The organism is Flagellimonas oceanensis (genome assembly GCF_003992595.1).
Classification (GTDB): Bacteria; Bacteroidota; Bacteroidia; order Flavobacteriales; family Flavobacteriaceae; genus Flagellimonas; species Flagellimonas oceanensis.
Map to the genome: position 1 here is coordinate 135,295 of NZ_RZNA01000003.1, position 23,091 is coordinate 158,385.

At 43.9% G+C, this 23,091-nt stretch carries 27 protein-coding genes; 18 read left to right on the forward strand and 9 right to left on the reverse strand.

Features of this window, described 5'->3' with window-relative positions; all coding sequences use genetic code 11:
* Nucleotides 1-110: 110 nt before the first annotated feature.
* The 5 genes from EO132_RS00670 to EO132_RS00690 all read left to right on the forward strand — a co-directional run bounded on the left by EO132_RS00670 (nucleotide 111) and on the right by EO132_RS00690 (nucleotide 5,549).
* A complete protein-coding gene (locus tag EO132_RS00670; RefSeq protein ID WP_127136120.1) occupies nucleotides 111-1,271 on the forward strand; it encodes a PSP1 domain-containing protein in 1,161 nt (386 codons plus the stop codon).
* Entirely contained in the window at nucleotides 1,261-1,752 is a 492-nt protein-coding gene (locus EO132_RS00675; RefSeq protein ID WP_127136121.1) for a gliding motility lipoprotein GldH, read from the forward strand. The genes EO132_RS00670 and EO132_RS00675 overlap by 11 nt, the downstream gene beginning before the upstream one ends.
* Nucleotides 1,752-4,091 carry a penicillin-binding protein 1A gene (locus tag EO132_RS00680; RefSeq protein ID WP_127136122.1) on the forward strand — a complete coding sequence of 780 codons (2,340 nt, stop codon included), beginning with the start codon at nucleotides 1,752-1,754 and terminating at the stop codon, nucleotides 4,089-4,091. The genes EO132_RS00675 and EO132_RS00680 overlap by 1 nt, the downstream gene beginning before the upstream one ends.
* Before the next feature lie 100 nt (nucleotides 4,092-4,191).
* Nucleotides 4,192-4,893: a CoA transferase subunit A gene (locus tag EO132_RS00685; RefSeq protein WP_127136123.1), complete on the forward strand. Its 702-nt coding sequence runs from the start codon at nucleotides 4,192-4,194 to the stop codon at nucleotides 4,891-4,893.
* Between the two features lie 2 nt (nucleotides 4,894-4,895).
* Nucleotides 4,896-5,549, forward strand: coding sequence for a CoA transferase subunit B (locus EO132_RS00690; protein ID WP_127136124.1), 654 nt, complete (start codon nucleotides 4,896-4,898; stop codon nucleotides 5,547-5,549).
* A 328-nt stretch (nucleotides 5,550-5,877) separates the two neighbouring features.
* Here EO132_RS00690 and EO132_RS00695 read toward each other — a convergent pair whose 3' ends face one another.
* The gene (locus EO132_RS00695; protein ID WP_127136125.1) at nucleotides 5,878-6,189 is read right to left on the reverse strand and encodes a hypothetical protein; all 312 of its coding nucleotides are present in this window, start codon (nucleotides 6,187-6,189) and stop codon (nucleotides 5,878-5,880) included.
* A 141-nt stretch (nucleotides 6,190-6,330) separates the two neighbouring features.
* Here EO132_RS00695 and EO132_RS19715 point away from each other — a divergent pair, with 141 nt between their 5' ends.
* Both EO132_RS19715 and EO132_RS19645 read left to right on the forward strand, forming a co-directional pair.
* A complete protein-coding gene (locus tag EO132_RS19715; protein ID WP_127136126.1) occupies nucleotides 6,331-6,426 on the forward strand; it encodes a helix-turn-helix domain-containing protein in 96 nt (31 codons plus the stop codon).
* 236 nt (nucleotides 6,427-6,662) lie between these two features.
* Complete coding sequence (locus tag EO132_RS19645) at nucleotides 6,663-6,791, forward strand: hypothetical protein (protein WP_262707576.1); 129 nt, start codon at nucleotides 6,663-6,665, stop codon at nucleotides 6,789-6,791.
* A gap of 213 nt (nucleotides 6,792-7,004) precedes the next feature.
* Here EO132_RS19645 and EO132_RS00705 read toward each other — a convergent pair whose 3' ends face one another.
* The 4 genes from EO132_RS00705 to EO132_RS00720 form a co-directional block, all read right to left on the reverse strand.
* Entirely contained in the window at nucleotides 7,005-7,493 is a 489-nt protein-coding gene (locus EO132_RS00705) for a very short patch repair endonuclease (protein WP_127136127.1), read from the reverse strand.
* A gap of 71 nt (nucleotides 7,494-7,564) precedes the next feature.
* A complete protein-coding gene (locus tag EO132_RS00710; protein WP_127136128.1) occupies nucleotides 7,565-8,311 on the reverse strand; it encodes a succinate dehydrogenase/fumarate reductase iron-sulfur subunit in 747 nt (248 codons plus the stop codon).
* A 6-nt stretch (nucleotides 8,312-8,317) separates the two neighbouring features.
* On the reverse strand, nucleotides 8,318-10,321 hold the full coding sequence (locus tag EO132_RS00715) for a fumarate reductase/succinate dehydrogenase flavoprotein subunit (protein ID WP_127136129.1): 2,004 nt from the start codon (nucleotides 10,319-10,321) through the stop codon (nucleotides 8,318-8,320).
* Nucleotides 10,322-10,323: 2 nt separating this feature from the next.
* Nucleotides 10,324-10,989, reverse strand: a complete 666-nt coding sequence (locus tag EO132_RS00720) for a succinate dehydrogenase cytochrome b subunit (protein WP_127136130.1) — start codon at nucleotides 10,987-10,989, stop codon at nucleotides 10,324-10,326.
* 116 nt (nucleotides 10,990-11,105) lie between these two features.
* On the opposite strand from EO132_RS00720, the gene EO132_RS00725 reads away from it, so the two are divergent.
* Complete coding sequence (locus EO132_RS00725) at nucleotides 11,106-12,053, forward strand: RimK family alpha-L-glutamate ligase (RefSeq protein ID WP_235856348.1); 948 nt, start codon at nucleotides 11,106-11,108, stop codon at nucleotides 12,051-12,053.
* Between the two features lie 28 nt (nucleotides 12,054-12,081).
* On the opposite strand, the gene EO132_RS00730 is transcribed toward EO132_RS00725, so the two are convergent.
* Both EO132_RS00730 and EO132_RS00735 read right to left on the reverse strand, forming a co-directional pair.
* Nucleotides 12,082-12,498, reverse strand: a complete 417-nt coding sequence (locus tag EO132_RS00730; RefSeq protein ID WP_127136131.1) for a hypothetical protein — start codon at nucleotides 12,496-12,498, stop codon at nucleotides 12,082-12,084.
* Between the two features lie 85 nt (nucleotides 12,499-12,583).
* Nucleotides 12,584-12,973: a DUF2721 domain-containing protein gene (locus tag EO132_RS00735; protein WP_127136132.1), complete on the reverse strand. Its 390-nt coding sequence runs from the start codon at nucleotides 12,971-12,973 to the stop codon at nucleotides 12,584-12,586.
* Nucleotides 12,974-13,052: 79 nt separating this feature from the next.
* Between EO132_RS00735 and EO132_RS00740 the strand changes: the two genes are divergently transcribed.
* From EO132_RS00740 to EO132_RS00770, 8 genes are all read left to right on the forward strand, one after another.
* Nucleotides 13,053-14,345 (forward strand): aminopeptidase P family protein, encoded by a 1,293-nt coding sequence (locus tag EO132_RS00740; RefSeq protein WP_127136133.1) that lies wholly within the window; start codon nucleotides 13,053-13,055, stop codon nucleotides 14,343-14,345.
* A 69-nt stretch (nucleotides 14,346-14,414) separates the two neighbouring features.
* On the forward strand, nucleotides 14,415-14,588 hold the full coding sequence (locus EO132_RS19130; RefSeq protein WP_164732250.1) for a hypothetical protein: 174 nt from the start codon (nucleotides 14,415-14,417) through the stop codon (nucleotides 14,586-14,588).
* Nucleotides 14,589-14,627: 39 nt separating this feature from the next.
* On the forward strand, nucleotides 14,628-15,389 hold the full coding sequence (locus EO132_RS00745) for a cyclase family protein (RefSeq protein ID WP_127136134.1): 762 nt from the start codon (nucleotides 14,628-14,630) through the stop codon (nucleotides 15,387-15,389).
* A gap of 72 nt (nucleotides 15,390-15,461) precedes the next feature.
* Nucleotides 15,462-15,731 (forward strand): hypothetical protein, encoded by a 270-nt coding sequence (locus tag EO132_RS00750; RefSeq protein ID WP_127136135.1) that lies wholly within the window; start codon nucleotides 15,462-15,464, stop codon nucleotides 15,729-15,731.
* 62 nt (nucleotides 15,732-15,793) lie between these two features.
* Nucleotides 15,794-16,888 carry a serine hydrolase domain-containing protein gene (locus EO132_RS00755; RefSeq protein WP_127136136.1) on the forward strand — a complete coding sequence of 365 codons (1,095 nt, stop codon included), beginning with the start codon at nucleotides 15,794-15,796 and terminating at the stop codon, nucleotides 16,886-16,888.
* Between the two features lie 61 nt (nucleotides 16,889-16,949).
* Nucleotides 16,950-17,597 (forward strand): cation efflux transmembrane domain-containing protein, encoded by a 648-nt coding sequence (locus EO132_RS00760; RefSeq protein WP_127136137.1) that lies wholly within the window; start codon nucleotides 16,950-16,952, stop codon nucleotides 17,595-17,597.
* A 64-nt stretch (nucleotides 17,598-17,661) separates the two neighbouring features.
* Entirely contained in the window at nucleotides 17,662-18,897 is a 1,236-nt protein-coding gene (locus EO132_RS00765) for an alpha/beta hydrolase (protein WP_235856349.1), read from the forward strand.
* 9 nt (nucleotides 18,898-18,906) lie between these two features.
* Complete coding sequence (locus tag EO132_RS00770) at nucleotides 18,907-19,515, forward strand: class I SAM-dependent methyltransferase (RefSeq protein ID WP_127136138.1); 609 nt, start codon at nucleotides 18,907-18,909, stop codon at nucleotides 19,513-19,515.
* Here EO132_RS00770 and brnQ read toward each other — a convergent pair.
* Complete coding sequence (gene brnQ, locus EO132_RS00775; protein WP_127136139.1) at nucleotides 19,512-20,819, reverse strand: branched-chain amino acid transport system II carrier protein; 1,308 nt, start codon at nucleotides 20,817-20,819, stop codon at nucleotides 19,512-19,514. The two genes, EO132_RS00770 and brnQ, sit on opposite strands and share 4 nt — an antisense overlap.
* Before the next feature lie 241 nt (nucleotides 20,820-21,060).
* Here brnQ and EO132_RS00780 point away from each other — a divergent pair, with 241 nt between their 5' ends.
* Nucleotides 21,061-21,315 carry a hypothetical protein gene (locus EO132_RS00780; protein ID WP_127136140.1) on the forward strand — a complete coding sequence of 85 codons (255 nt, stop codon included), beginning with the start codon at nucleotides 21,061-21,063 and terminating at the stop codon, nucleotides 21,313-21,315.
* Nucleotides 21,316-21,435: 120 nt separating this feature from the next.
* Here the strand turns inward: EO132_RS00780 and thiL are convergent, their stop codons facing one another.
* A complete protein-coding gene (gene thiL, locus EO132_RS00785; RefSeq protein WP_127136141.1) occupies nucleotides 21,436-22,482 on the reverse strand; it encodes a thiamine-phosphate kinase in 1,047 nt (348 codons plus the stop codon).
* 248 nt (nucleotides 22,483-22,730) lie between these two features.
* Here thiL and EO132_RS00790 point away from each other — a divergent pair, with 248 nt between their 5' ends.
* The gene (locus EO132_RS00790; protein WP_127136142.1) at nucleotides 22,731-23,060 is read left to right on the forward strand and encodes a HesB/IscA family protein; all 330 of its coding nucleotides are present in this window, start codon (nucleotides 22,731-22,733) and stop codon (nucleotides 23,058-23,060) included.
* The last annotated feature ends 31 nt before the right edge of the window (nucleotides 23,061-23,091 follow it).

Sequence of the window (23,091 nt, forward strand, 5' to 3'; positions counted from 1 at the left end):
TGTCATATCGAGCGCAGTCGAGATGTGTTCTAAATTTCTCAGTGCTTGATTAGATGTGACTGTAATCCGACTAACAACGTTTTATTGACACCTCAATCAAGATATTAAATATGGCGTGTAGCAGTTGTTCAACCGGCAAGGATGGACAACCGCGTGGTTGCAAGAACAATGGTACTTGCGGCACTGATGGTTGTAATAAGCTGACAGTCTTTGATTGGCTTTCCAATATGTCGTTGCCCAACGATCAAAAACCCTTTGATTGTGTTGAGGTACGTTTCAAAAACAGTAGAAAGGAATTTTTCAGGAATACGGAGAACCTCACATTGTCCATAGGCGATGTCGTGGCCACCCAGGCCAAATCCGGTCATGATGTTGGTGTGGTTACCCTAACGGGTGAATTGGTAAGGATTCAGATGAAGCACAAAAAAGTGTCCCCTGATGACAAGACCATACCCAAGATCTACAGAAAAGCCACCCAAAGGGACATCGATATTTGGCAAAAATGTAGGGATAGGGAAGAGGAGATAAAAAAACGTTCCAGGGAAATCGCCATCTCGTTAAGACTTGAAATGAAGTTGAGTGATGTGGAATTCCAAGGGGATGGATCCAAGGCCACATTTTACTACACTGCAGATGAGCGGGTTGACTTCAGGCAGCTCATCAAGGACATGGCCAAGGCATTTGGTATCCGTATTGAAATGCGACAAATCGGCTACCGACAAGAAGCCCAGCGATTGGGAGGAATAGGCTCTTGTGGTCGTGAACTCTGCTGTTCCACTTGGTTGACGGATTTCAGGTCCGTGAGTACAGCATCTGCCCGTTACCAACAATTGGCGTTGAACCCACAGAAACTTGCGGGGCAATGCGGAAAGCTCAAATGCTGCCTCAACTACGAATTGGACATGTACTTGGAGGCTTTGAAAAACTTTCCACCGTCCGATTGCAAGCTTAAGACGCAAAAAGGAATCGCATTCTGCCAAAAAGCGGATATTTTCAAGGAAACACTGTGGTTCTCCTACAAAGATGAACCAGCTAACTGGCATACGCTTTCCAAAGATCAGGTGTTGGAAATTTTGGAACTCAACAAGAAGAACCAAAAAGTGGCAAGTCTCGAGGAATATGCGGCCGATAATATAACAGAAGATAAAACGACTTTTGAAAATGTAGTGGGCCAAGATAGCCTTACCCGTTTCGATAGGCCCAAAAAGAAAAAACGCAGAAAGAAAAAACGCAGAAAACCAAAATCTAAAGCATCTTCCAATGCGAAATAAATTTTTGTTGCCACTGATTGCAGTCCTTGCCCTATCATCCTGCAATGAGTTGTTGGTGTATTCCGACTACCAGCCCATCAATGAGGGGAAGTGGGGGATGGACCAAGGGGTCGATTTTCAGTTCTCCGAGCTGGATTCTACCCAGACCTACAACCTGTTCATCAATATAAGAAATGACGATACGTTTGCCTTCAGTAATTTATTCCTGATTACCGAGATGGAATATCCAAGCGGAAATACCGTTAAGGATACGTTGGAATACAGAATGGCGGAACCCAATGGCGAATGGCTGGGAAAAGGAATGGGAAGCGTTAAGGAAAATAAACTTTGGTACAAGGAAAAGATCGATTTTCCGAATTCCGGCGTATATAAAGTGAATATCTCCCACGCCATGCGCAAAAATGGCGATGTGGAAGGCCTTCATATTCTTGAAGGAGTAACGGATGTTGGTTTGGAAATAGAAAAAGCACCCAAATTATAATGGCAAAGAAGCGTCAAAAAAAACAGCAGCAGAATTTTTTCCCTTTCATTAAGTGGTTTTGGATTTTATTCGGAGCAGGAGTTCTTTCTGCCGTTCTCATCTTTCTTTTGGCCTCCTGGGGGGTCTTTGGAGAAATGCCCACCTTTGAACGCTTGGAAAACCCAAGCACCAATTTGGCCACGGAGATAATTTCTTCCGATGGAGAGACCTTGGGCAAATATTATTTGGATGATAACCGTACCCCAGTAGCGTACGATGACCTACCTCAAAATTTAGTTGATGCCTTGGTGGCCACCGAAGATGTTAGGTATTATGACCATTCCGGTATCGATGCCCGTGGATTCGCAAGAGCCTTGGCCTTTTTAGGGACGAAAGGGGGGGCAAGTACCATTTCCCAACAGTTGGCAAGACAACTTTTTATTGGGGTAAGGGACAAGGAGAGTACCACCAATGCAATTCTTCAAAAAGTAAAGGAATGGGTCATTGCCGTCCGCTTGGAGCGCAACTATACCAAAGAGGAGATCATGGCGATGTATTTCAATATCTATGATTTCGGCAACAATGCCGATGGAATTAGATCTGCAGCCAGGGTATACTTCGGCAAGGAACCGATGGAGCTCAGAACGGAAGAAGCCGCCATGTTGGTGGGAATGTTCAAAAACTCTTCCCTATACAACCCTAGAGAACATCGAAACCCGGTAGGTACCAAAAACCGAAGGGATGTTGTCCTATCGCAGATGGCAAAGTATGGATACATTTCCGATAAGGAAAAGGACTCGCTCCAAACATTGGACCTGAACTTGAATTACAGTCCTGAACAACACAATGAAGGATTGGCCACCTATTTCAGGATGTACATGCAGCGTTGGTTGAACAATTGGGCAAGTGACAATCCAAAACCCGATGGCGAGAAATACAATATTTATTTGGATGGATTGAAGGTCTATACCACCATAGATTCAAGAATGCAAGCCAATGCGGAAGAAGCCGTACAGGAACACATGAAGAACCTTCAAGCGGAATTCTTTCATCAAAATACGCCCGATCGCAACCCGACCGCTCCATTCTTGGATGTGAGCAGAGGAGCTATCGACACCATTATGGACAGGGCCATGAGGCGATCGGCAAGATGGCGCCATCTAAAACGCGAAGGATTGTCGGAAAAGGAAATCGAAGCAACCTTCCACGAGAAGACGGACATGACCGTTTTTGATTGGAACAGTGACTCCTATGATAAGGACACCATAATGACCCCTATGGACTCCATCAGGTATTACAAAACCTTCTTACGAACCGCCATGATGTCCATGGAGCCCCAAACAGGCCATGTAAAGGCTTGGGTGGGAGGAGTTGATTATAAACATTTCCAGTATGACAACGTGATACAGGGCTCAAGGCAGGCAGGCTCCCTGTTCAAGCCCTTTGTGTATGCTGCGGCCATCGATCAGCTTCGCTATTCGCCTTGCTATACCTTGCCTGATAATCAATATTGTATTGAACCTGGAAAACATGGAAACATGGCTGCATGGTGCCCAAAAAACTCGGATGGAAAGTATTCTGGGGAAGATATGACCCTGAAAAATGCCTTGGCCAATTCTGTAAACACCATTACAGCGCAGCTTATAGATAGGGTAGGTCCCGGTTCGGTGGCTTCAATTGCCAAGAATATGGGCATTACCAAGGAAATTCCGGAAGTGCCATCCATTGCATTGGGGACACCTGATGTAAGCGTATATGAAATGGTGGGCGCCTTCGGGACATTTGCCAACCAAGGGGTCTATGTAAAACCTGTGATGGTTACCCGTGTGGAGGATAAGAACGGAACCGTTCTTTATGAATATACACCAGAGACAAAGGATGTGCTCAGTAAAGATGTGGCCTATGCCATGGTCAATCTTTTGGAAGGAGTGACACAATATGGTTCTGGTGGGCGATTAAGACACACCTATGGAGTTAACAATACGGTGTATAAAGAAATCATTACAGGATATCCTTACGAACTCAACAACCCGATAGCAGGGAAAACAGGAACCACCCAGAACCAAAGTGATGGCTGGTTCATGGGCATGGTGCCCAACTTAGTGACCGGTGTCTGGGTCGGGGGAGAGGATAGGTCCATCCACTTTAACCGCTTGGCCTACGGCCAGGGAGCAGCTATGGCATTGCCTATTTGGGCGGTTTACATGAAGAAGAACTATGCCAATGAGGAACTAGGTGTTTCCCAAGATGCTTTTGAAGAACCAGAGGAACTTTCCATCAATGTGGATTGTTCCCTGCAACAAGACCAAGAAGAGGAGCAAATCGATACAGAAGACGATTTGGACGACTTGGATTTCTAGCAGGAATCCATTTTGATAAAATAAAGCCCCAAGCATATTTTGATTTGCTTGGGGCTTTTTTATTTAAATCGTAATTTCAGGGAAAATAAATAAGGATTCTATGATCAATAAAACAGTTGCCAATGTTACTGAGGCGCTCAAGGGTACTGAAGATGGCATGACCTTCATGCTGGGTGGATTTGGCCTATGTGGAATACCGGAGAACGCCATCGCCGAATTGGTGCGATTGGGCATTAAGGACATTACCTGTATATCCAACAATGCCGGGGTCGATGATTTTGGTTTGGGACTGCTCTTGCAGAAGCATCAAATCAAGAAAATGATTTCCTCCTACGTGGGCGAGAACGATGAATTTGAGCGTCAAATGCTGAGCGGGGAACTTGAAGTGGAATTGACGCCCCAAGGCACGCTCGCAGAGAAATGTAGGGCTGCACAAGCGGGATTCCCCGCCTTTTATACACCTGCAGGATACGGTACCGAAGTGGCCGAAGGAAAAGAGACACGGGAATTCGATGGGAAGATGTATGTGTTGGAACCAGCTTTCAAGGCCGATTTTGCTTTTGTAAAGGCATGGAAGGGAGATGAAGCGGGCAACTTGATCTTCAAAGGCACAGCAAGGAACTTCAATCCGTGCATGTGTGGGGCTGCCACCATTACCGTGGCCGAAGTAGAGGAACTTCTACCAGCAGGCAGTTTGGACCCCAACGAGATACATATTCCCGGCATATTTGTGCAGCGTATTTTCCAAGGGGATACATTTGAGAAACGAATTGAGCAAAGAACAGTAAGAGAGAAAGCATAATTATGTTAGATAAAAACGGAATAGCAAAGCGCATCGCAAAAGAGGTCAAGGACGGGTACTACGTCAACCTTGGGATCGGTATACCAACTTTGGTGGCCAACTTTGTTCGTGATGACATTAGTGTGGAATTTCAGAGTGAGAACGGCGTATTGGGCATGGGACCTTTCCCGTTTGAGGGAGAAGAGGATGCCGATATCATCAATGCAGGTAAGCAAACCATTACCACTTTGCCAGGAGCCTCATTTTTTGACTCTGCCTTGAGTTTCTCCATGATCAGGGGGCAACATGTGGATTTGACCATTTTAGGGGCGATGGAAGTGGCCGAGAACGGGGATATCGCCAATTGGAAGATTCCCGGAAAGATGGTAAAAGGCATGGGAGGCGCCATGGACTTGGTGGCATCCGCTGAAAATATCATCGTGGCCATGATGCATACCAATAGAGCAGGGCAATCGAAATTGTTGAAGCGATGTACCTTGCCACTGACCGGAGTAGGCTGTGTGACCAAAATCGTGACCAACCTTGCCGTGCTGGAAGTTACCGAAGAAGGATTCAAATTATTGGAGAGGGCACCTGGAGTGTCGGTCGAAGGGATTCAAGAAGCAACAGAAGGTAGATTAGTAGTGGAAGGAGACGTGCCCGAAATGAATATTTGATAAATATTCGCGCCATTTTTACAACATAAACAGGGTGTTACACAACAATAGTTTTAAATTGCCATTCATCGATTATATATTTGGTTATATCGAAATTTTTACCCAAATTAACACCACAAACCAAATTAACCATGGCACTTAAATCAAACACCACTATGGACGAGAATGTTCAAGTTTACAGAAACGATTTTTTCACAGGTTTTATGCTCTTGATCAAGAAGCTTTTTATGCTATAGATCAGTGACATCCCCCTGAAAAATATGGAGCCAACGTTATGTTAGGCTCTTTTTTTTGCAATAGGACCGGGCAACCATATGCTTCAAAACTTTTATAAGTTCCCTAAATACAGGATATCCCATTCGGCCTGCAATTTGTACGCAAAAGAATTCCCAAAGGCGGCATGAACCAAGAGCGAAATGGCATTTGCATTCAGCTTGGTTAAACTGTTGGTTCGGTACACCACATCCCTAATTGTGGAAAAGCTCACATTTCCCTGTATGGCAATATTGGCAAAATCATTTTTGGAAGTGTTTCTTCGCAGTACTTTTGATAGTCTTTCGTTTATATGTTTTACGTAATCCTCTTCTTTGAAAATCAATTCACTCTTTAAAAACGGCCCAAGGCCTTTAATAGAACCCATATATAATCCGTGTTTAAAATAATTATATGTCGGGGTCAAATCCTATTTTCTATTTTTGGCTTGTAACCCAATTACAGAAAACTGAATGAATTGCTGCGTTGAGCGCATATTGCGTAACAATATTACACAGTATAGAAATAGATGTATATAATAAAGCAATTACGGGGAAAAAATAATATCAGCCAATCACAATTGGGCAAAGAAATTGGGGTCAGTTTACGCACCGTTCAGCTATAAGAGCGCAAGGATGCCAACATTCCTATAAAAAACCTTACCAAGATTGCAGAGTACTTTGGGCTTACCATTGCCGAGTTGTACATGCACGAGGTCAACGATATGGGGGAGGCCTACACCAAGCGGCAACCTTTTACCAAGCACGGCAGTGTTTTTTTACCCATTGGAGTATGGGAAATACCTTGTAATGGCACCCTTGGTCATGGTTGAATGGCATCAAGAATATATAAAGTCTGCAGATGGATAGTCTAGTCAATTCCTTTCAAGGAGGGTTTATTATTGATTTTTTGACGGATGAACCGCATCGCATATTCGATGTTTCCGGGGATTCCATGAACGACAATAGCGCAGCAGCCATTCCGAATTAGTCGTATGTCATCGGGTTGGAAATCAAAAAAGAATCTTTGACCCGGAACAAGGAAACCTTATGGAACCAATCCTATATATTGGTTTGTGCAGATCGGATTATCTGTAAACGACTTACAGGGTATGACAAGAAAAAGAAGGCATTCTGTGCCACTTGAATGCATCCCCAGAATTTCAGGATTTTGAATTGTCTCTTGATGATGTGCTCCAAGTCTTCAAGATTGTGAAAAAGCAGCTTTGACCTCATTGAGATGGGTCAGTACTTGTTCCAAGCATTCATCCAAATCCTTTTTCACCTCTGTTTCCCAAAAGCGGAATACTTTGTATCCTTCTTCTTTTAATGCTTGATTTACCTCTCGATCCCGTTGGATGTTCCGTTCAATTTTGGGAATCCAGAACTCACGGTTGCTCTTTATCTTATGTCTACGCTCTTCCCAATTATGGCCGTGCCAGAATTCCCCATCGATGAATACGACGGTTTTGTACTTTTTTAATGCAATATCAGGCCTTCCTATGAGCTTTTTGTAATCGATGCGATATCTGTAGCCCGATTGCCATAGCGCTTTTCTGAAGGCAAGTTCTGGCTTGGTATTCTTGCCCCGGATCTTCCCCATGATTTTCGAACGCTCTGGAGTTGTATAAAAACCCGATTCCTCATTGAAACGAGGTACTTTGATGCGCTCTTTTGGGTATTCTTTGGGCATATACCGTTAAGATAACAAAAAACCCAAACTCCTACTGGAATTTGGGTTTTGTATATGAAAATGTGATGTGTTTATCCCTTTAATGTAGCGGATAAGTACTCACGGTTCATTCTGGCAATGTTGGTCAAGGAAATACCTTTGGGGCACTCCACTTCACAAGCACCTGTGTTGGTACAGTTACCAAAACCTTCCAAATCCATTTGGCGGACCATGTTTTGTACACGCTCGGTAGCTTCCACTTGCCCTTGTGGCAACAAGGCAAATTGAGATACCTTGGCCGAAGTGAACAGCATGGCACTTGCATTTTTACAAGCAGCCACACAGGCACCACAGCCAATACAGGTGGCGGCATCCATCGCTTCATCCGCATCATATTTGTTGATTGGAATGGTGTTGGCATCAATCGTGTTACCGGAGGTGTTTACGGAAATGTACCCTCCAGCTTGTTGAATACGGTCAAAAGCGCTACGGTCCACGATCAAATCCTTGATCACGGGAAATGCTTTGGCACGGAAAGGCTCAATCACGATGGTATCGCCATCGTTGAACTTGCGCATGTGCAATTGGCATGTAGTCACCAATCTATCCGGTCCATGGGGCTCTCCGTTGATCTGCAAGGAACAGGTACCACAGATACCTTCCCTACAATCGTGGTCAAATTCCACGGGTTCTTCTCCTTTGGAGATCAAGTCTTCATTCAAGATATCCAACATCTCCAAGAACGACATATCACCTTCTACACCGTCTAGGGTATAATCAACTATTTTTCCTGGTGTGGATGCGTCCTTTTGACGCCATATTTTCAGATATAATTTCATAGCTTCTTATTTGTAGGATCGTGTCTTCAGTTCAATATTCTCGTACACCAAATCCTCTTTGTGCAATTCGGCATCTTTAGGCTCGCCTTTATATTCCCAAGCCGCCACATATTTAAAGTTTTCATCATCGCGGAGTGCCTCACCTTCTTCGGTTTGGTACTCTTCACGGAAGTGTCCTCCACAAGATTCATTTCTGTGCAATGCATCTTTGGCGAAAAGCTCGCCCAATTCCAAGAAATCGGCAACACGACCAGCTTTTTCCAACTCTTGATTTTTGGAATCGATGCTTCCGGGGACTTTTACGTTCTCCCAGAAATCCTTTCTAAGTGCGGAAATTTCCTCGATGGCTTCTTTCAGCTCTTTTTCGTTACGGGCCATACCACATTTGTTCCACATGATCTTGCCCAGTTTCTTGTGATAGTAGTCCACCGAATGGATTCCTGAACCATTGGTCAACTTCTCCATTCTTTCACGAACCTGTTGCTCGGCTTCCTCAAACTCCTTGGAATCCGTTGGAATGGCACCGGTTCTAATGTCATCGGACAAGTAATCACCGATTGTATACGGCAACACAAAATATCCATCGGCCAAACCTTGCATCAAAGCGGAAGCTCCCAACCGGTTGGCACCGTGGTCGCTGAAGTTGGCCTCTCCGGCAGAATAACATCCGGGGATGGTGGTCTGCAAGTTGTAATCCACCCAAAGTCCGCCCATGGTGTAGTGAACCGCGGGATAGATCATCATTGGGGTTTTATACGGATTTTGATCTACGATTTTTTCATACATCTGGAAAAGGTTGCCATATTTGGCCTCGACAACTTCTTCTCCAAGTTTGGTAATGGTTGCTTTGTCCGGATTCTTGATACCGGAGGTCAAGGCTTTCTCTTTTCCATAACGCTCAATGGCTGATGCGAAATCCAAGAACACGGCTTCACCGGTCTTGTTTACCCCAAACCCTGCATCACAACGTTCCTTGGCAGCTCTTGATGCAACATCACGGGGCACAAGGTTACCAAAAGCGGGATACCTTCTTTCCAAATAGTAATCGCGATCTTCTTCGGCCAGTTCCGTTGGCTTTAGTTTGCCTTCACGTATGGCAATGGCATCTTCTTTTTTAGCGGGCACCCAAATACGTCCATCGTTTCTAAGCGACTCGGACATCAATGTCAATTTGGATTGATGGTCTCCCGAAACGGGAATACAGGTCGGGTGGATTTGTGTAAAACAGGGATTGGCGAAGAAAGCTCCCTTACGGTGTGCCCTCCAAGCGGCCATTACGTTACTTCCCATGGCGTTGGTCGATAGGAAGAATACGTTTCCATAACCTCCTGTTGCCAAAACCACGGCGTGAGCGCTGTGTCTTTGAATCTCTCCGCTTACCAGATCTCTGGCAATGATCCCTCGTGCTTTACCATCCACCAAGACCAAATCCATCATTTCGTGACGGTTGTACGCTTGTATCTTACCTCGGTTGATTTGACGGTTCATCGCTGAATAGGCCCCAAGCAACAACTGCTGTCCTGTTTGTCCTTTTGCATAAAAGGTTCTGGATACCAATACACCTCCAAAAGAACGGTTGTCCAACATACCTCCGTACTCGCGTGCAAAGGGCACCCCTTGCGCCACACATTGGTCGATGATGTTCCCCGATACTTCTGCCAAACGGTAAACGTTGGCCTCACGGGATCGGTAATCGCCACCTTTTATGGTATCGTAGAAAAGGCGGTAGTTACTATCGCCATCCCCTTGATAGTTTTTTGCTGCATTGATACCTCCTTGGGCAGCAATGGAGTGCGCCCTACGCGGAGAATCTTGATAACAGAATGTTTTTACATTGTAACCCAACTCGGCCAAAGTAGCTGCAGCGGCACCACCTGCAAGTCCTGTGCCTACAACGATGATGTCGATGTTCCTTTTGTTGGCAGGGTTAACCAGATTGATGTCGTTTTTATGCTTGGTCCATTTGTCGGCCAACGGCCCAGATGGAATTTTAGAGTCCAATATGCCCATGCTTACTGTGTTATTGGGTTAAGGTGGTGGTATATGGCGATAAATGCAAATGCCAAGGGTACCACTACCGCAAATATTTTAGCAAATTTTTTGAATCCAGCGGTGTACTTGTTGTTAGCACCCATGGATTGGAAAGAGGAGGCAAAGCCATGCCACAAGTGCAAGCTTAACAAAACAAAGGAAACCACGTAGAGAACAGTTCTCCAAATGGGTTCGAATTTCTCGACCGTTTCGTGGTAATAGCGTGTTGGGTCCACTGGATTGGCCTCAACATATTTATAGGCCATTTCGTGTATCCAGAAATCGTAGAAGTGCAATCCCAAGAAAGCAAGGATGACCAGACCTGAGTAGATCATGTTTCTGGAGACCCACGGTGCATTTGCACCGCCATTGTACTTGACATAACCTATATCCCTAGCTTTGTTGTTCTGGATTTCCAAAACAAAGCCCATTACAAAGTGTACGATGACACCAGCGATTAGAATTGGCTGCATCAAGAACTGGACTATAGGGTTATAGCCCATAAAATGGGATGCTTCATTAAAAAAATCTGGAGAAAATACCGAGGCCAAATTAATGGTTACGTGAAGAATCAAAAATGTGACCAAAAAAAGACCCGACAGGGCCATGACATATTTTCGGGCCAACGAAGATTTTATCAAACTCATTAGAAGTTAGTTTTTACACAAATTTACGGCACGGATGAGTTTTTAACAAGCTTTCAACATTGTAAACACGGTTATTTAGACTCATTTTAAGCTACCGGGATTTAATCCTTCAGGATTTGATTTTGGGAATTTTAACCGATATTACCGTTGATTTTCAAACCAATCCCAAAAACATGGATGTTGCCATTCTTTCTGTAAGCCTTAATGTGTATTCCACCTCTAGGATTGCCGAGGAATTTGAAAGGGCAGGTCATTATGTGGAGCATATCGATCATACCAAATGCTCGGTACAATTGGGTGGGGACAAACCACAGATCTTTTATGGAACCGAGAACATCACCGATGAGTTTGATGCCGTTGTTCCAAGAATCGGCACCACGGTTACCAGGCACGGGGCAGCCATTGTGAAGCAGTTCGAGATGAACCATATTTTCAGTACGGCGAAGTCGTTGGGCATCATTCGGGCCAGAAATAAGGTCTCTACATTGCAAATGATGTTCAAAAAGGGTATCTCCGTTCCAAAAACGGTGTTCTCCATCAACCCGAACAATGTTGAAGATCAGATAGAGCTTTTGGGAGGAGCTCCTGTGATCATTAAACTACAGGAGGGCACCCAAGGCAAAGGGGTTATTTTGGCGGAAAGCAAAAAGTCGGCAAAATCCGTCATAGACACCTTATATAATATGAATACCAGCATTTTACTGCAGGAATATATTGAAGAGGCGAATGGAGAAGATCTTAGAATCATTGTTGTGGACAATAAAATCGTGGCCAGTATGAAGCGGACAAGTGGCCTTGATGATTTTAGGTCCAATGTGCACCGCGGTGCGGAAACCCAAAAGGTGCAATTGACCCCACGGGAAAAATTCATGGCCATCAATGCGACCAAGCATTTGGGACTTGGTGTGGCCGGGGTGGATTTGATTCGTTCCAAAAATGGTCCTTTGCTGATTGAGGTGAACGCTTCTCCGGGACTTAAAGGTATTGAGGCGGCCACTGGCGTGAACGTCGCCAAAAGTATCGTTCAGTTTGTGGAAAAAAATGGACGAAGGAACAGGAAATAGGTTAAACAGGTCGTGTTAGGCAGAGAGGTCAATTTTTTTCATTGATTTTGGCCAAACTCCATTTAATGGCGTTTTCAAGATTGGAGAACTGTCTGATTTTATTTCTAAAGAACATCCGCTCCAAAACCACGATCGCCAATCCACTATTGTCGTAAGCTACAATGGAATAAAACTCCAACTGATGCCGATGTTTGTGAAATTTCAACCAATCTGTGGGCACCACGGAATAGTTGTGGATGCGATTGCTGATGTATGCAATGGGTTCGTCCCGACCGAACACTTCGTAGGCAACATCTATTATTTTTTCGGCAATGGTCCAATTAAAAATCTCCCCTTCGTTCATTTCTGAAGTAACGAGGCCATCGAAAAAGTGGAACATTCCAAATTCGTATTCCCGTATCTCTCTAATCTGTTTAAAAAACTCTAAATCTCGAACGCGCTGCATGTCTTCTATCTGTTTGATGAATCAATTGTATCCATCAAAAGTGGCGGCAAGAGTTCGTTCCAGTTGAGGCTGTTTTAATAACTGATTATTTCTCCATGTTCTTTAATTGGATACCAAGCGCTTTGGTGGATAGCTGCACTTCCAAAAGGGAGAGTACCAAGGAGATCATCAAAAAAACAAGGCTAACACCAAAAATGACATTGGCCCAAACACGCATTTCCACATAGATCAGGAACATGGTCACGGCCGCGAGCAAAAAACTGATAATGGCCGAAGCCTGCATATTTTTGATGATGCCCAAGCGAGTCCGCAATTGGTTGATTTGTTCCTTTAAAGGTTGGGCAGAAGTTTCCTCGAATTGTTTATGCAATTGCCGAATCAATGCGGCAATGGCCAAATACCGGGCGTTATAGGCCAACATGGTCAAGGAAATAGCAGGAAAAAGAAGTGCCGGGATGCTTAAGTTGAGCTGCATTTTTTCAATTTGATATGGAAGGTAAGAATTTGTCTTCGGTAACGCAATTACCTACATTTGAACAAATCAAATTATACTTATGAAATACGCTCAAATAGACAGCAATCTTTTTGTTAAAAACCGCAAAAAATTCATGGCTCAGATGAGACCAAAAAGTATAGCGGTTTTCAATTCCAACGATATATACCCCATAGGCGCTGATAGTACCTTGCCTTTTGAACAGGACCGAGACATTTTTTATTTGAGTGGGGCCGACCAGGAGGAAACCATTTTATTGTTGTTCCCAGATGCCATGGATCCAAAACACAGGGAAATTCTATTTGTGAGGGAAACCAACGATCATATTGCCGTTTGGGAAGGAGCAAAGCTTACCAAGGAAAAGGCGACGGAAGTATCGGGTATAGAAACGGTGTATTGGCTTACCGATTTCGATAAGATCTTTTTTGATTTGATGACCGAAGCGGATACGATTTACTTCAACACCAACGAACATTACCGTCAAGCTGTGGAAACACAGACCCGAGAAGCTCGATTCATTGAAAAGTGCAAAAAGGAGTATCCAGCACACCAATGTGCCAAGAGCAATCCTATTTTGCAGAACATCCGAGGAGTAAAGGAACCCGAGGAAATCGAGTTGATGCAGAAGGCCTGCGATATTACCGAAAAAGGGTTTAGAAGAATATTGGAGTTCGTGAAACCTGGTGTTTGGGAGCACGAAATTGAGGCGGAATTTCTGCACGAGTTTATCCGTAATCGTTCCAGAGGCTTTGCGTATTCTCCCATAATTGCAGCGGGGAACAATGCCAACGTACTTCATTACTTGGAAAACAATCAAGAAGTGAAGGACGGAAGTATGATATTGTTGGATTTGGCGGCGGAGTACGCCAACTATTCCAGTGATATGACCCGTACCATCCCTGCTAACGGAAGATTTACCGATAGACAGAAACAGGTTTACAGCGCGGTACTTCGCGTAAAAGACGAGGCGACAAAGATGTTGGTTCCCGGAACCATTTGGGCAGAGTTCCATAAAGAAGTGGGCAAATTGATGACTTCCGAGTTGATAGGGCTGGGCTTATTGGACAAAGCCGATGTGCAAAATGAAAACCCAGATTGGCCAGCGTACAAAAAATTCTTTATGCACGGAACCAGTCATCATATAGGATTGAACACCCACGATTATGGCGAATTGAAGAAACCGATGAAAGCCAATATGGTATTTACCGTGGAGCCTGGCATATATATTCCAGCTGAAGGAATGGGCATCCGTTTGGAAGATGATGTGGTCATCCAAGAAAAAGGGGAGCCCTTCAATTTGATGCGAAACATCCCTATTGAGATAGAAGAGATAGAGGAATTGATGAACAAGTAAATTGTCATATCGAGTGCAGTGGAGATATACTGTTTCCTGCTTTACTCATCACGATAAAAACGGAACCATATGAATCTAATTTGGTTGATTCAACAATCAAACATTGAAAAAAAGATGGAGGAAGCTCCCGATAGCGCCTACGAAATTGGTGTGGTCATCGGGAGTTATCTCCCTTTTGTGGTATTAGCGGGTATCGCCTACGCCATATATCACTACAATAAAAAAAAGCGGGGCTCGGAATAAACCTGACAGCGCCTCAATCATTCATCAATCAAAAATCAAATGAAAATTGTTGACCTCTCCAAGCCTATTCGGTACAATAAGGCCGACCCTTGGTTTATGAAAGTCAAAATTAAGCATAGGCCACACCACAAGGCAAAATGGCTTTTACGTGCCATGGGTTTGCCGTTCAAACTCTTTCCAAAAGGGTTCAATGGATGGGCCGATGACACGATTAAAAAAATGGGCGTCCATGCCACCACACATATCGATGCGCCTTGGCACTATTCGCCGACCACCAATGGCAAAAAATCAAAGACTATTGACGAGGTTCCGTTGGATTGGTGTTTTGGCAAAGGCATCGTGATCGATATGAAGCACAAACAGGATTTTGACCCCATTACCGTTGCTGATATTCAGTCTTTTTTGGATGCTAATAAATTGAGCCTGGAACCTGGATTGATTGTTCTGGTCAAGACGGGAAGGGATAAATTGAACGGTACCAAGGACTTTCATAAAAAGGGGACTGGAATGAGCGCTGCTGCCACGGAATGGCTCATTGACAACGGCATAAAAGTGATGGGAATCGATTCTTGGGGCTGGGACCTGCCCTTGCCCTATATGTTGAAGAAGGCAAAGGAAAGCGGTAATTCGGAATATTTTTGGGAAGCCCATTTGGTTGGTCGGGAAAAAGAGTATTGCCATATGGAACAGTTGGTCAATCTAGATGCATTACCGTACTCTGGATTCAAAGTGGCAGTGTTCCCACTTAAAATAGAGGGTGCCTCCGGGGCACCGGCAAGAGTGGTGGCGATGTTGGATTAAACGAAAATTTCTCGATCATCAAATAACAAGAATTTGATGCGGGAAGAGTAACCAATTCAAAATTTGAAAACAATGAGAATCGCAGGCTGGTTTTTTGCTTTTCTGGTTCTGGCCATTGGCCTTGTCAATACGTTTTGGGGAAACGATCAAGGTTATGGCATTTTTGTAATGCTGTCCTCATTGTTTTTTTTCAATCCAGTGACCGACTATTTGAGTCGGAAAACAGGAGTGGTTATTCCGCTTTGGGTCAAGATCGTTTTGGCACTCCTTATTTTTTGGACCGCTTTGGGCGTTGCGGAGTTAAGTGACAAGATTGATCTTATGGTCAATGATTTTCTCTGACCCATGTAACCTGTTCCGATAAAGTGCCGTCATACCTTACAGATCAAAAAACGTAAGGTAAAATGAAAACCAAAATTTGTAAGGGGCTGTGGAAAGTCCTCTTGGCAACTGTTGTAGCAGGGTCTCAATTTTCATTGAATGCGCAGGACCTATCATCCCGAATAGATCAGAAACTTGAAGAGAAGTTTGCCGAAAATGGACCAGGAGCCGTTTTCCTGGTGGCAAAAAAAGGAGACATCATTTATAAAAAAGCCTTCGGTATGGCCAATCTCGAGCTTCAAGTGCCCATGGAGACCAATAATGTCTTCGAGATCGGTTCCATGACAAAGCAGTTTACCGCTGTTTCCATTTTGATGTTGATGGAAGAGGGAAAGTTGCAATTGAATGATGAAATAACCAAATACATCCCCGATTATCCCACACAGGGCAATTTGATTACTATCCACCACTTATTGAACCATACATCGGGAATAAAAAACTTTACAAGTGTAAAAGGACTCAATGCCATTGCAAACAATGATATGACCCCCTTAGAGGTAATCCATTTTTTTAAGAACGAACCCATGGACTTCGCCCCAGGGGAGCAATTCAAATACAACAATTCGGGCTACGTCATTTTGGGCCACATCATTGAAAAAACCTCTGGCATGAGCTATGCTGATTTTGTGGAACAGCGGATTTTCAAAAAATTGGACATGTCATCATCACACTATGCAAGCCACGCGAGCGTGGTGCCCAATAGAGCATCGGGCTACCATAAACGGGAGGCATATATCAACTCCAGGCATATCAGTTATTCCATACCCTTTGCATCGGGCTCTTTGATGTCCACTGTGGACGATATGCTCAAATGGGAGGAGGCTATCAAAAACCATGTGTTGCTCAGCAAGGAAACCACGGACAAGGCTTTTGCCAATTACCGTTTGAACAATGGGGAACTAACCAATTATGGTTATGGGTGGCATGTTGAAACCCTCAATGGCACCAAGAGTTTTGAACATGGTGGGTCGATTTTTGGATACAAATCCATGGGGGTCTATTTACCAAAAGAGGATATTTACGTGATTGGATTGAGTAACTGCGATTGCAACTCGCCCACAAAAATTACTCGGGACATAGCTGAAATGGCCTTGAATTCCATGGATTTTGGCAAATAACCACATTAAATTTGATTTTTGTCCCTGAAACTCGGAAATTCATGGGGTCGATGAAGAAGACATGACCAGAACATTTCCTATGGCCCACGATAAAAAACTGTATAGAACAGCATTTGCCTTGGCTTTGTTTACCATTTTTTACAACATAGCCGAAGGGGTTATTTCCACGTATCTCGGTTTTGAGGATGAAAGTCTTGCCCTTTTTGGGTTTGGCACTGACAGTTTTATCGAAGTGATTTCGGGACTCGGCATTGCCCATATGGTGCTGCGTATCCAAAATAACCCCGAAAGCAATCGGGACAATTTTGAACGAACCGCTCTCAGGATTACCGGTGTGGCTTTTTACTTGTTGGTCGTGGGCTTGGTCGTTTCCAGCATCTATAATATTTGGATAGGACACAAACCGCTGACCACTTTTTGGGGCGTCATCATTTCGTCGATATCCATTCTTGTCATGTGGATTTTGGTCTGGTGGAAAAGAAAAGTCGGGCGCGAACTTGATTCCGCACCTATTTTGGCCGATGCCAATTGTACGTTGGTCTGTGTGTACATGTCCATCATCCTATTGGTCAGTAGTGGTGTTTACGAACTTTTCAAAATACCCTACATCGACAGTTTGGGTACATTGGGATTGGCCTATTTTGCTTTTTCCGAAGGAAAGGAATGTTTTGAAAAAGCCAACAGCAACAAGCACTGTTGTTGTGACTGATAAAATATCCTAACTTTAAGTCCTTTAAGCTTCAAACTAAATAAACAAACCAGCACATAAAATTATGATGAAAACAGTAATTGCTCTATCAATGGTGGTTTTGGCCGTAAGTGTTTCTTCTGCCAAGATCAAACCTCAAAAAACACAGGACATGTATAAAGTAACCATGGTCTCACCCGTGAATGGGTCGTACACCATTTCCCCTGCATTGCCCGATGATGGTATGGTAGCTTCCGGAACGGAACTCACGGTTAGGGCGAATTCCTTTGACGGATATAGTCTGGATGCCATTTATTATACCTACAAAGGGGGGATGTGGGGAACCACCAGCGTGGAGAACTTCACGCCAACAATGAAGATAACCGTGGACAAGGACATGTCCGTTGGAGCCACTTTTGTGAAAAGTGATTTGGTCGACAATTTGAATGTGACCCACGATGTGGTATATGCCCAACCAGGGGTAAAGCCCTTAAAGTATGATGTGTATTCGCCCAAGGGAGCCGAAAACCTGCCGTTGGCCATTATTGTGCACGGTGGTGGATGGTCATCCAATAACGAAGACATTATGAGGGGACTTGCACGTGAGCTGGCCATAGGAGGTAAATATGTGATTTTCAGTATTGATTACCGATGGGTGAATACCTTGGACGGTGATGAAGAGCCCAACTCCATGCACGAACTTATTGAAGATGTTTTCGGTGCCATTGCCCATATCCAGGAGCATGCTGCGGAATATGGAGGCGATCCGACTAAGATTGCCATAACTGGGGACAGTGCAGGAGGGCACTTGTCTGCATCCGCTGCAATATTGAGCCCAATGATCGGCGATGGTGGTTTTGGCAAAGCCAATGGGGTATATGAGTTTATGCCGTCCTACATGCCTCAGGGAAAAACCGTGGAAGCAGTTAATAAAGAGATCACTGATGCCATAAAAGTGGCGGCTCCCAGCTATGGTCCGTTCAATGCTTCGGATTTTAAACAATTTATGCCCAAAGACGCTGGAGAAGATTATTATGATGCCGTATCGCCAGCAGCACATGTTCCAAATGTGGGGGAGAGGGTAATTCCATACTTTATCGTGAGAGGGACCCAAGACCCATTGATCAGCAATGAAGTGGTGCAGCCTTATGTGGAAGATCTAAAAGAGAACGGTCAAACCGTGGAATACATTCAGGTTGAAGGGGCAGGACATGCCTTTTTTGATTGGAAGCCCGATGCACAGACCAGGGCCACCTTTGCTAGATACGGGGTTCCGTATGCGGCCGAAATGAAATCCTTTTTTGATTCGGTTCTCTATTAATTGATTGTATTGGATAGAAAAAATCATTGGGAAACCGTTTACAACACCAAGAATCCAGATGAGGTAAGTTGGACGCAGGAAGTTCCGCAGACCTCTCTGGATTTTCTTCATTCTTTTGAGTTGGGGAAAACCGCTAAAATCATTGATGTAGGTGGTGGCGATAGTAAATTAGTGGATTTTTTGCTTACGGAAGGTTTTGAGGATATCACCGTGCTCGATATTTCTGGTAGAGCCATCGAAAGGGCCAAGGCAAGGCTTGGTGAAAAAGCACAAAAAGTAAAGTGGATAGAAAGTGACATCACTGAATTTGAACCCAAGGAAACCTATGAGGTCTGGCACGATAGGGCAGCGTTTCATTTTTTAACGGAACCCGAACAGGTTCAGGCCTATCTGGATTTGACCAAAAAGGCCGTTACAGGGTATCTTGTTCTAGGCACTTTCTCTGAAGATGGCCCCAAAAAATGTAGCGGACTGGACATAAAACAATACAATGAAGGGTCTATGGAGGCGACATTCCCACATTTTCAGAAGATTGAGTGTGAAACCATGGACCACAAAACACCTTTCGGTACCACACAGCATTTCATCTTTTGCAGTTTCAAAAAGATGCGGGATTAGCTTGATGATGGGGTTTCATTGTTCTTGATAACATTAGAGGCAATGAATGCAACCAGCGCGGGCAGCACCCATCCCATTTGATGCTGGCTCAACGGAATCCAACTAACAAAAGGAGTGATTTGCTTACCCAGCCCAATGCTTCCCAAAAAATCGGGAATACTGAACAAAATGGTAACCGCTACGACCCGTCTAAACACTTTTGGAACGGTCCACTTGTCCGGTGCGACATTCAGTAAAATCAAAATGATGGTAATGGGGTAGATGAACATTAAAGCGGGAACTGCTACAGTTATAATGTAGCCCACATCAAACTGGCCCACGAGTACGCCCAACAAGCATCCTAAAAAAGCTGTAATGCGATAGGCCAATATGGAATCGTTGAACCGGCCCTTTATAAAATCTGAAGTACCCGTAACAATTCCGACAGCGGTGGTAAAGCAAGCCAAACTTACGAGAATGCTGAGTAAGAGATTGGCTGTTTTTCCCAGTGTCTGTGAGCTAATTCCCCGTAAAAGAGCCGTTCTTGAGATTTCACGGTCAAAAGCATCCACGTGAAGGGCACCAGTTAAAATCAAACCACCGTATACCAAGAACAGACCGATTCCAGCCCATAGTCCAGATTTACCAATAAGTCTTCGTTTTTCTTCAAAGGAGGCGGATTTCTCTTTTAAGTTGATGGATATGATGATTACTGCCCCTACGACAACGGCCCCAATGGCATCAAAAGTTTGGTAGCCCTCCAGAATTCCCGAGCTAAAGGGCTGACTGATTTCAGAAGGGGCAAAATCAAAATCCAAAGTGAAAATGGCGGTCAATATCATGACCAACAAAATGATGAGGATACCGGGTGTCAAAAGTTTGCCCAGTGCATCCAAAACCTTGGTTCGGTTGATGGCAAAAACGAAAACCAATAAAAAATAAACGAGGCTTGTGAGCAACGAAGGGGAGTTCCAAAAAAGCTGTATGGCCATTTCGTGTGTTACAGATGCGGTACGCGGAGATGGCAGAGCAATGGCGATGGCATAGATTAAATAACAATAGACCACGCTAAATGTGGAGGATACTTTTTTGGCAAAATCGAACAGGGTGCCTTGCAGTTTGGCATGTGCAACAATGCCTAAAATGGGAATCAGCACTCCTGAGATACAGAACCCCAGAGTGACCAACCACCATAGATTTCCCGATTTAAACCCCAATAATGGGGGTAATACAAGGTTTCCAGCTCCAAAAAAGAGGGAGAAAAGGGCAAATGCGGTAACGGTCAATGATTTTTTGTCCGTTGGTTGTTGATAATTTGTTTTCAATATGGTATATTACAAAAGCGTTTTTGAGCGGAAAAAGACGGCTTTTTGTCGATTTTATGGTATTTCATCGAAAAAAATACTTTATCGACACAATCGCAAAATAAAAAGTTATCAACATCCGTTCCTATAAAAAGATGAACCTCTAAAAATCATTTTCTATAACAAAAAACTACGAACCAATTTAAGCATTTTTCGAAGCCCCATTTCGTAAACCTTTGCTTTTTCCAAACAACACCAGCTTATGAAAACAACTACTACGCAACATGGCAACAAATTTTCTTCTTTCTTCTGTAGCTTGTTCGGGCACCATTACACGGTTTCCAAAAAAGTGACACAGCACATCAAAGAGTACAAATGCATTCATTGCCAAAAAGAGGTCACAACGGATGTCAGCGGCAAGCTTTCCGCGTTGACGCCACAAATGCAAGAAATCAACAGTACATTGGAAGACATGTACAGAAAAAGAAAAAGTAGGGTAGTGCACCAAGTGGCATAGCCCTTTTTTGTTTTAGGAAAGACCCAAATCTTATCCCGGAAACTTAAGTAATTGCCTACTGCTAATGGTTGCGTGCCCCAATGCCATGATGTAGGGATGCCCTTGATTTTCGGGATTTTTTTATTCGTTGAACGAGTTCCACCCCTGTGCGGTAATCGGAATTTTAGTCTCCGCTCTGGTAATCAAGTGAATGCCTTCATTCTTTTCTGTCATATGACCAATCACCGTTAGGTTGGGATTCCCTTTTATTTTTGAAAAATCATCTTGGTCAATGGTGAACAATAACTCATAATCCTCGCCACCACTCAACGCAATCATGGTGCTGTCCATTTTAAATTCTTCGGATGCGGAAATTACCGTTGGATCTAAAGGAATCTTATCTTCAAAAACATTACAGCCGATATCACTGTGCTTGCACAGATGTATCACTTCGGAAGAGAGGCCGTCGCTGATATCGATCATAGAGGTTGGTTTTACCTTTAATTTTTTGAGGAGCTCCACAATATCTTTTCGTGCCTCTGGCTTCAACTGACGCTCTACGATATAGGAGTAGGGCTCTAGATCGGGCTGGCTGTTTGGATTTACCTTGAAGACCTCTTTTTCGCGCTCCAGTACTTGAAGCCCAAGATATGCACCTCCCAAATCGCCGGTTACCACCAGCAGATCATTGGGTTTACTGCCTTTTCGGTAAACAAGGTCATTATCATCGGCAGCGCCGATTGCCGTTACACTAACAATCATTCCCCTAGTGGAAGAAGTGGTGTCCCCGCCGACCAAATCCACGTTGTACAGTTTGCAGGCAAGGGCAACGCCTTCATAAAATTCTTCGAGGGCTTCCAGAGGAAACCTGTTGGAAATGGCCAAAGAAACTGTGACCTGTGTGGCCACGGCATTCATGGCGTATATGTCGGAAAGGTTGACCATAACCGACTTGTAACCCAAATGCTTTAGGGGCATGTAGCCCAGGTCAAAATGAACCCCTTCCACCAACATATCGGTGGACACGACGGTTTTTTTGTCATGGTAATCCATAACGGCGGCATCGTCCCCCACTCCAATTATGGTGGATGGTTGTTTGAGTTCAAAGTTTTTGGTGAGATGATCGATCAGGCCAAATTCGCCCAATTCTTCCAAAGATGTACGTTCTTGATTCTTGTCTTCTAGCATTTTGCAAAAATAATGAGGATAATCGTAAATTCTGTAGTTGGAAGGAACATAAAATTTTTTGAGGGAAAACCTGTCAAAAATCATGAAAAATGCGTGCGAATACAACATTGATGGGACTTATGGTCAAATCAAGCTGATTTTCCATAGGAAACACCTATGGAATCATTCGTTATAATAATGTTAGTTGCTATGGTAAAACCCTACATATACAGTATATTTGTGGGCTATTTAGATTAAATTCAAGTAAGATGATTAAGGTTTCAGAATCAGCAAGGCACAAAGTGGTGTCGCTTATGACCGAGGAAGGTTTTAATGCGACCACGGATTATGTGCGTGTTGGAGTAAAGAGCGGAGGGTGCAGCGGATTGTCTTATGAATTGACCTTTGACAATTCCGCAACGGATACGGATAAGATCTTTGAAGATAACGATGTGAGAATCATTGTGGATAAAAAGAGTTTTTTGTATTTGGTGGGCACCACATTGGAATATTCCGGAGGGTTGAACGGAAAGGGTTTTGTGTTCAACAACCCCAACGCACAGCGAACCTGCGGATGTGGAGAAAGTTTTTCACTATAAACATTGACAAAAAGCCTGTAATTGGCTAACT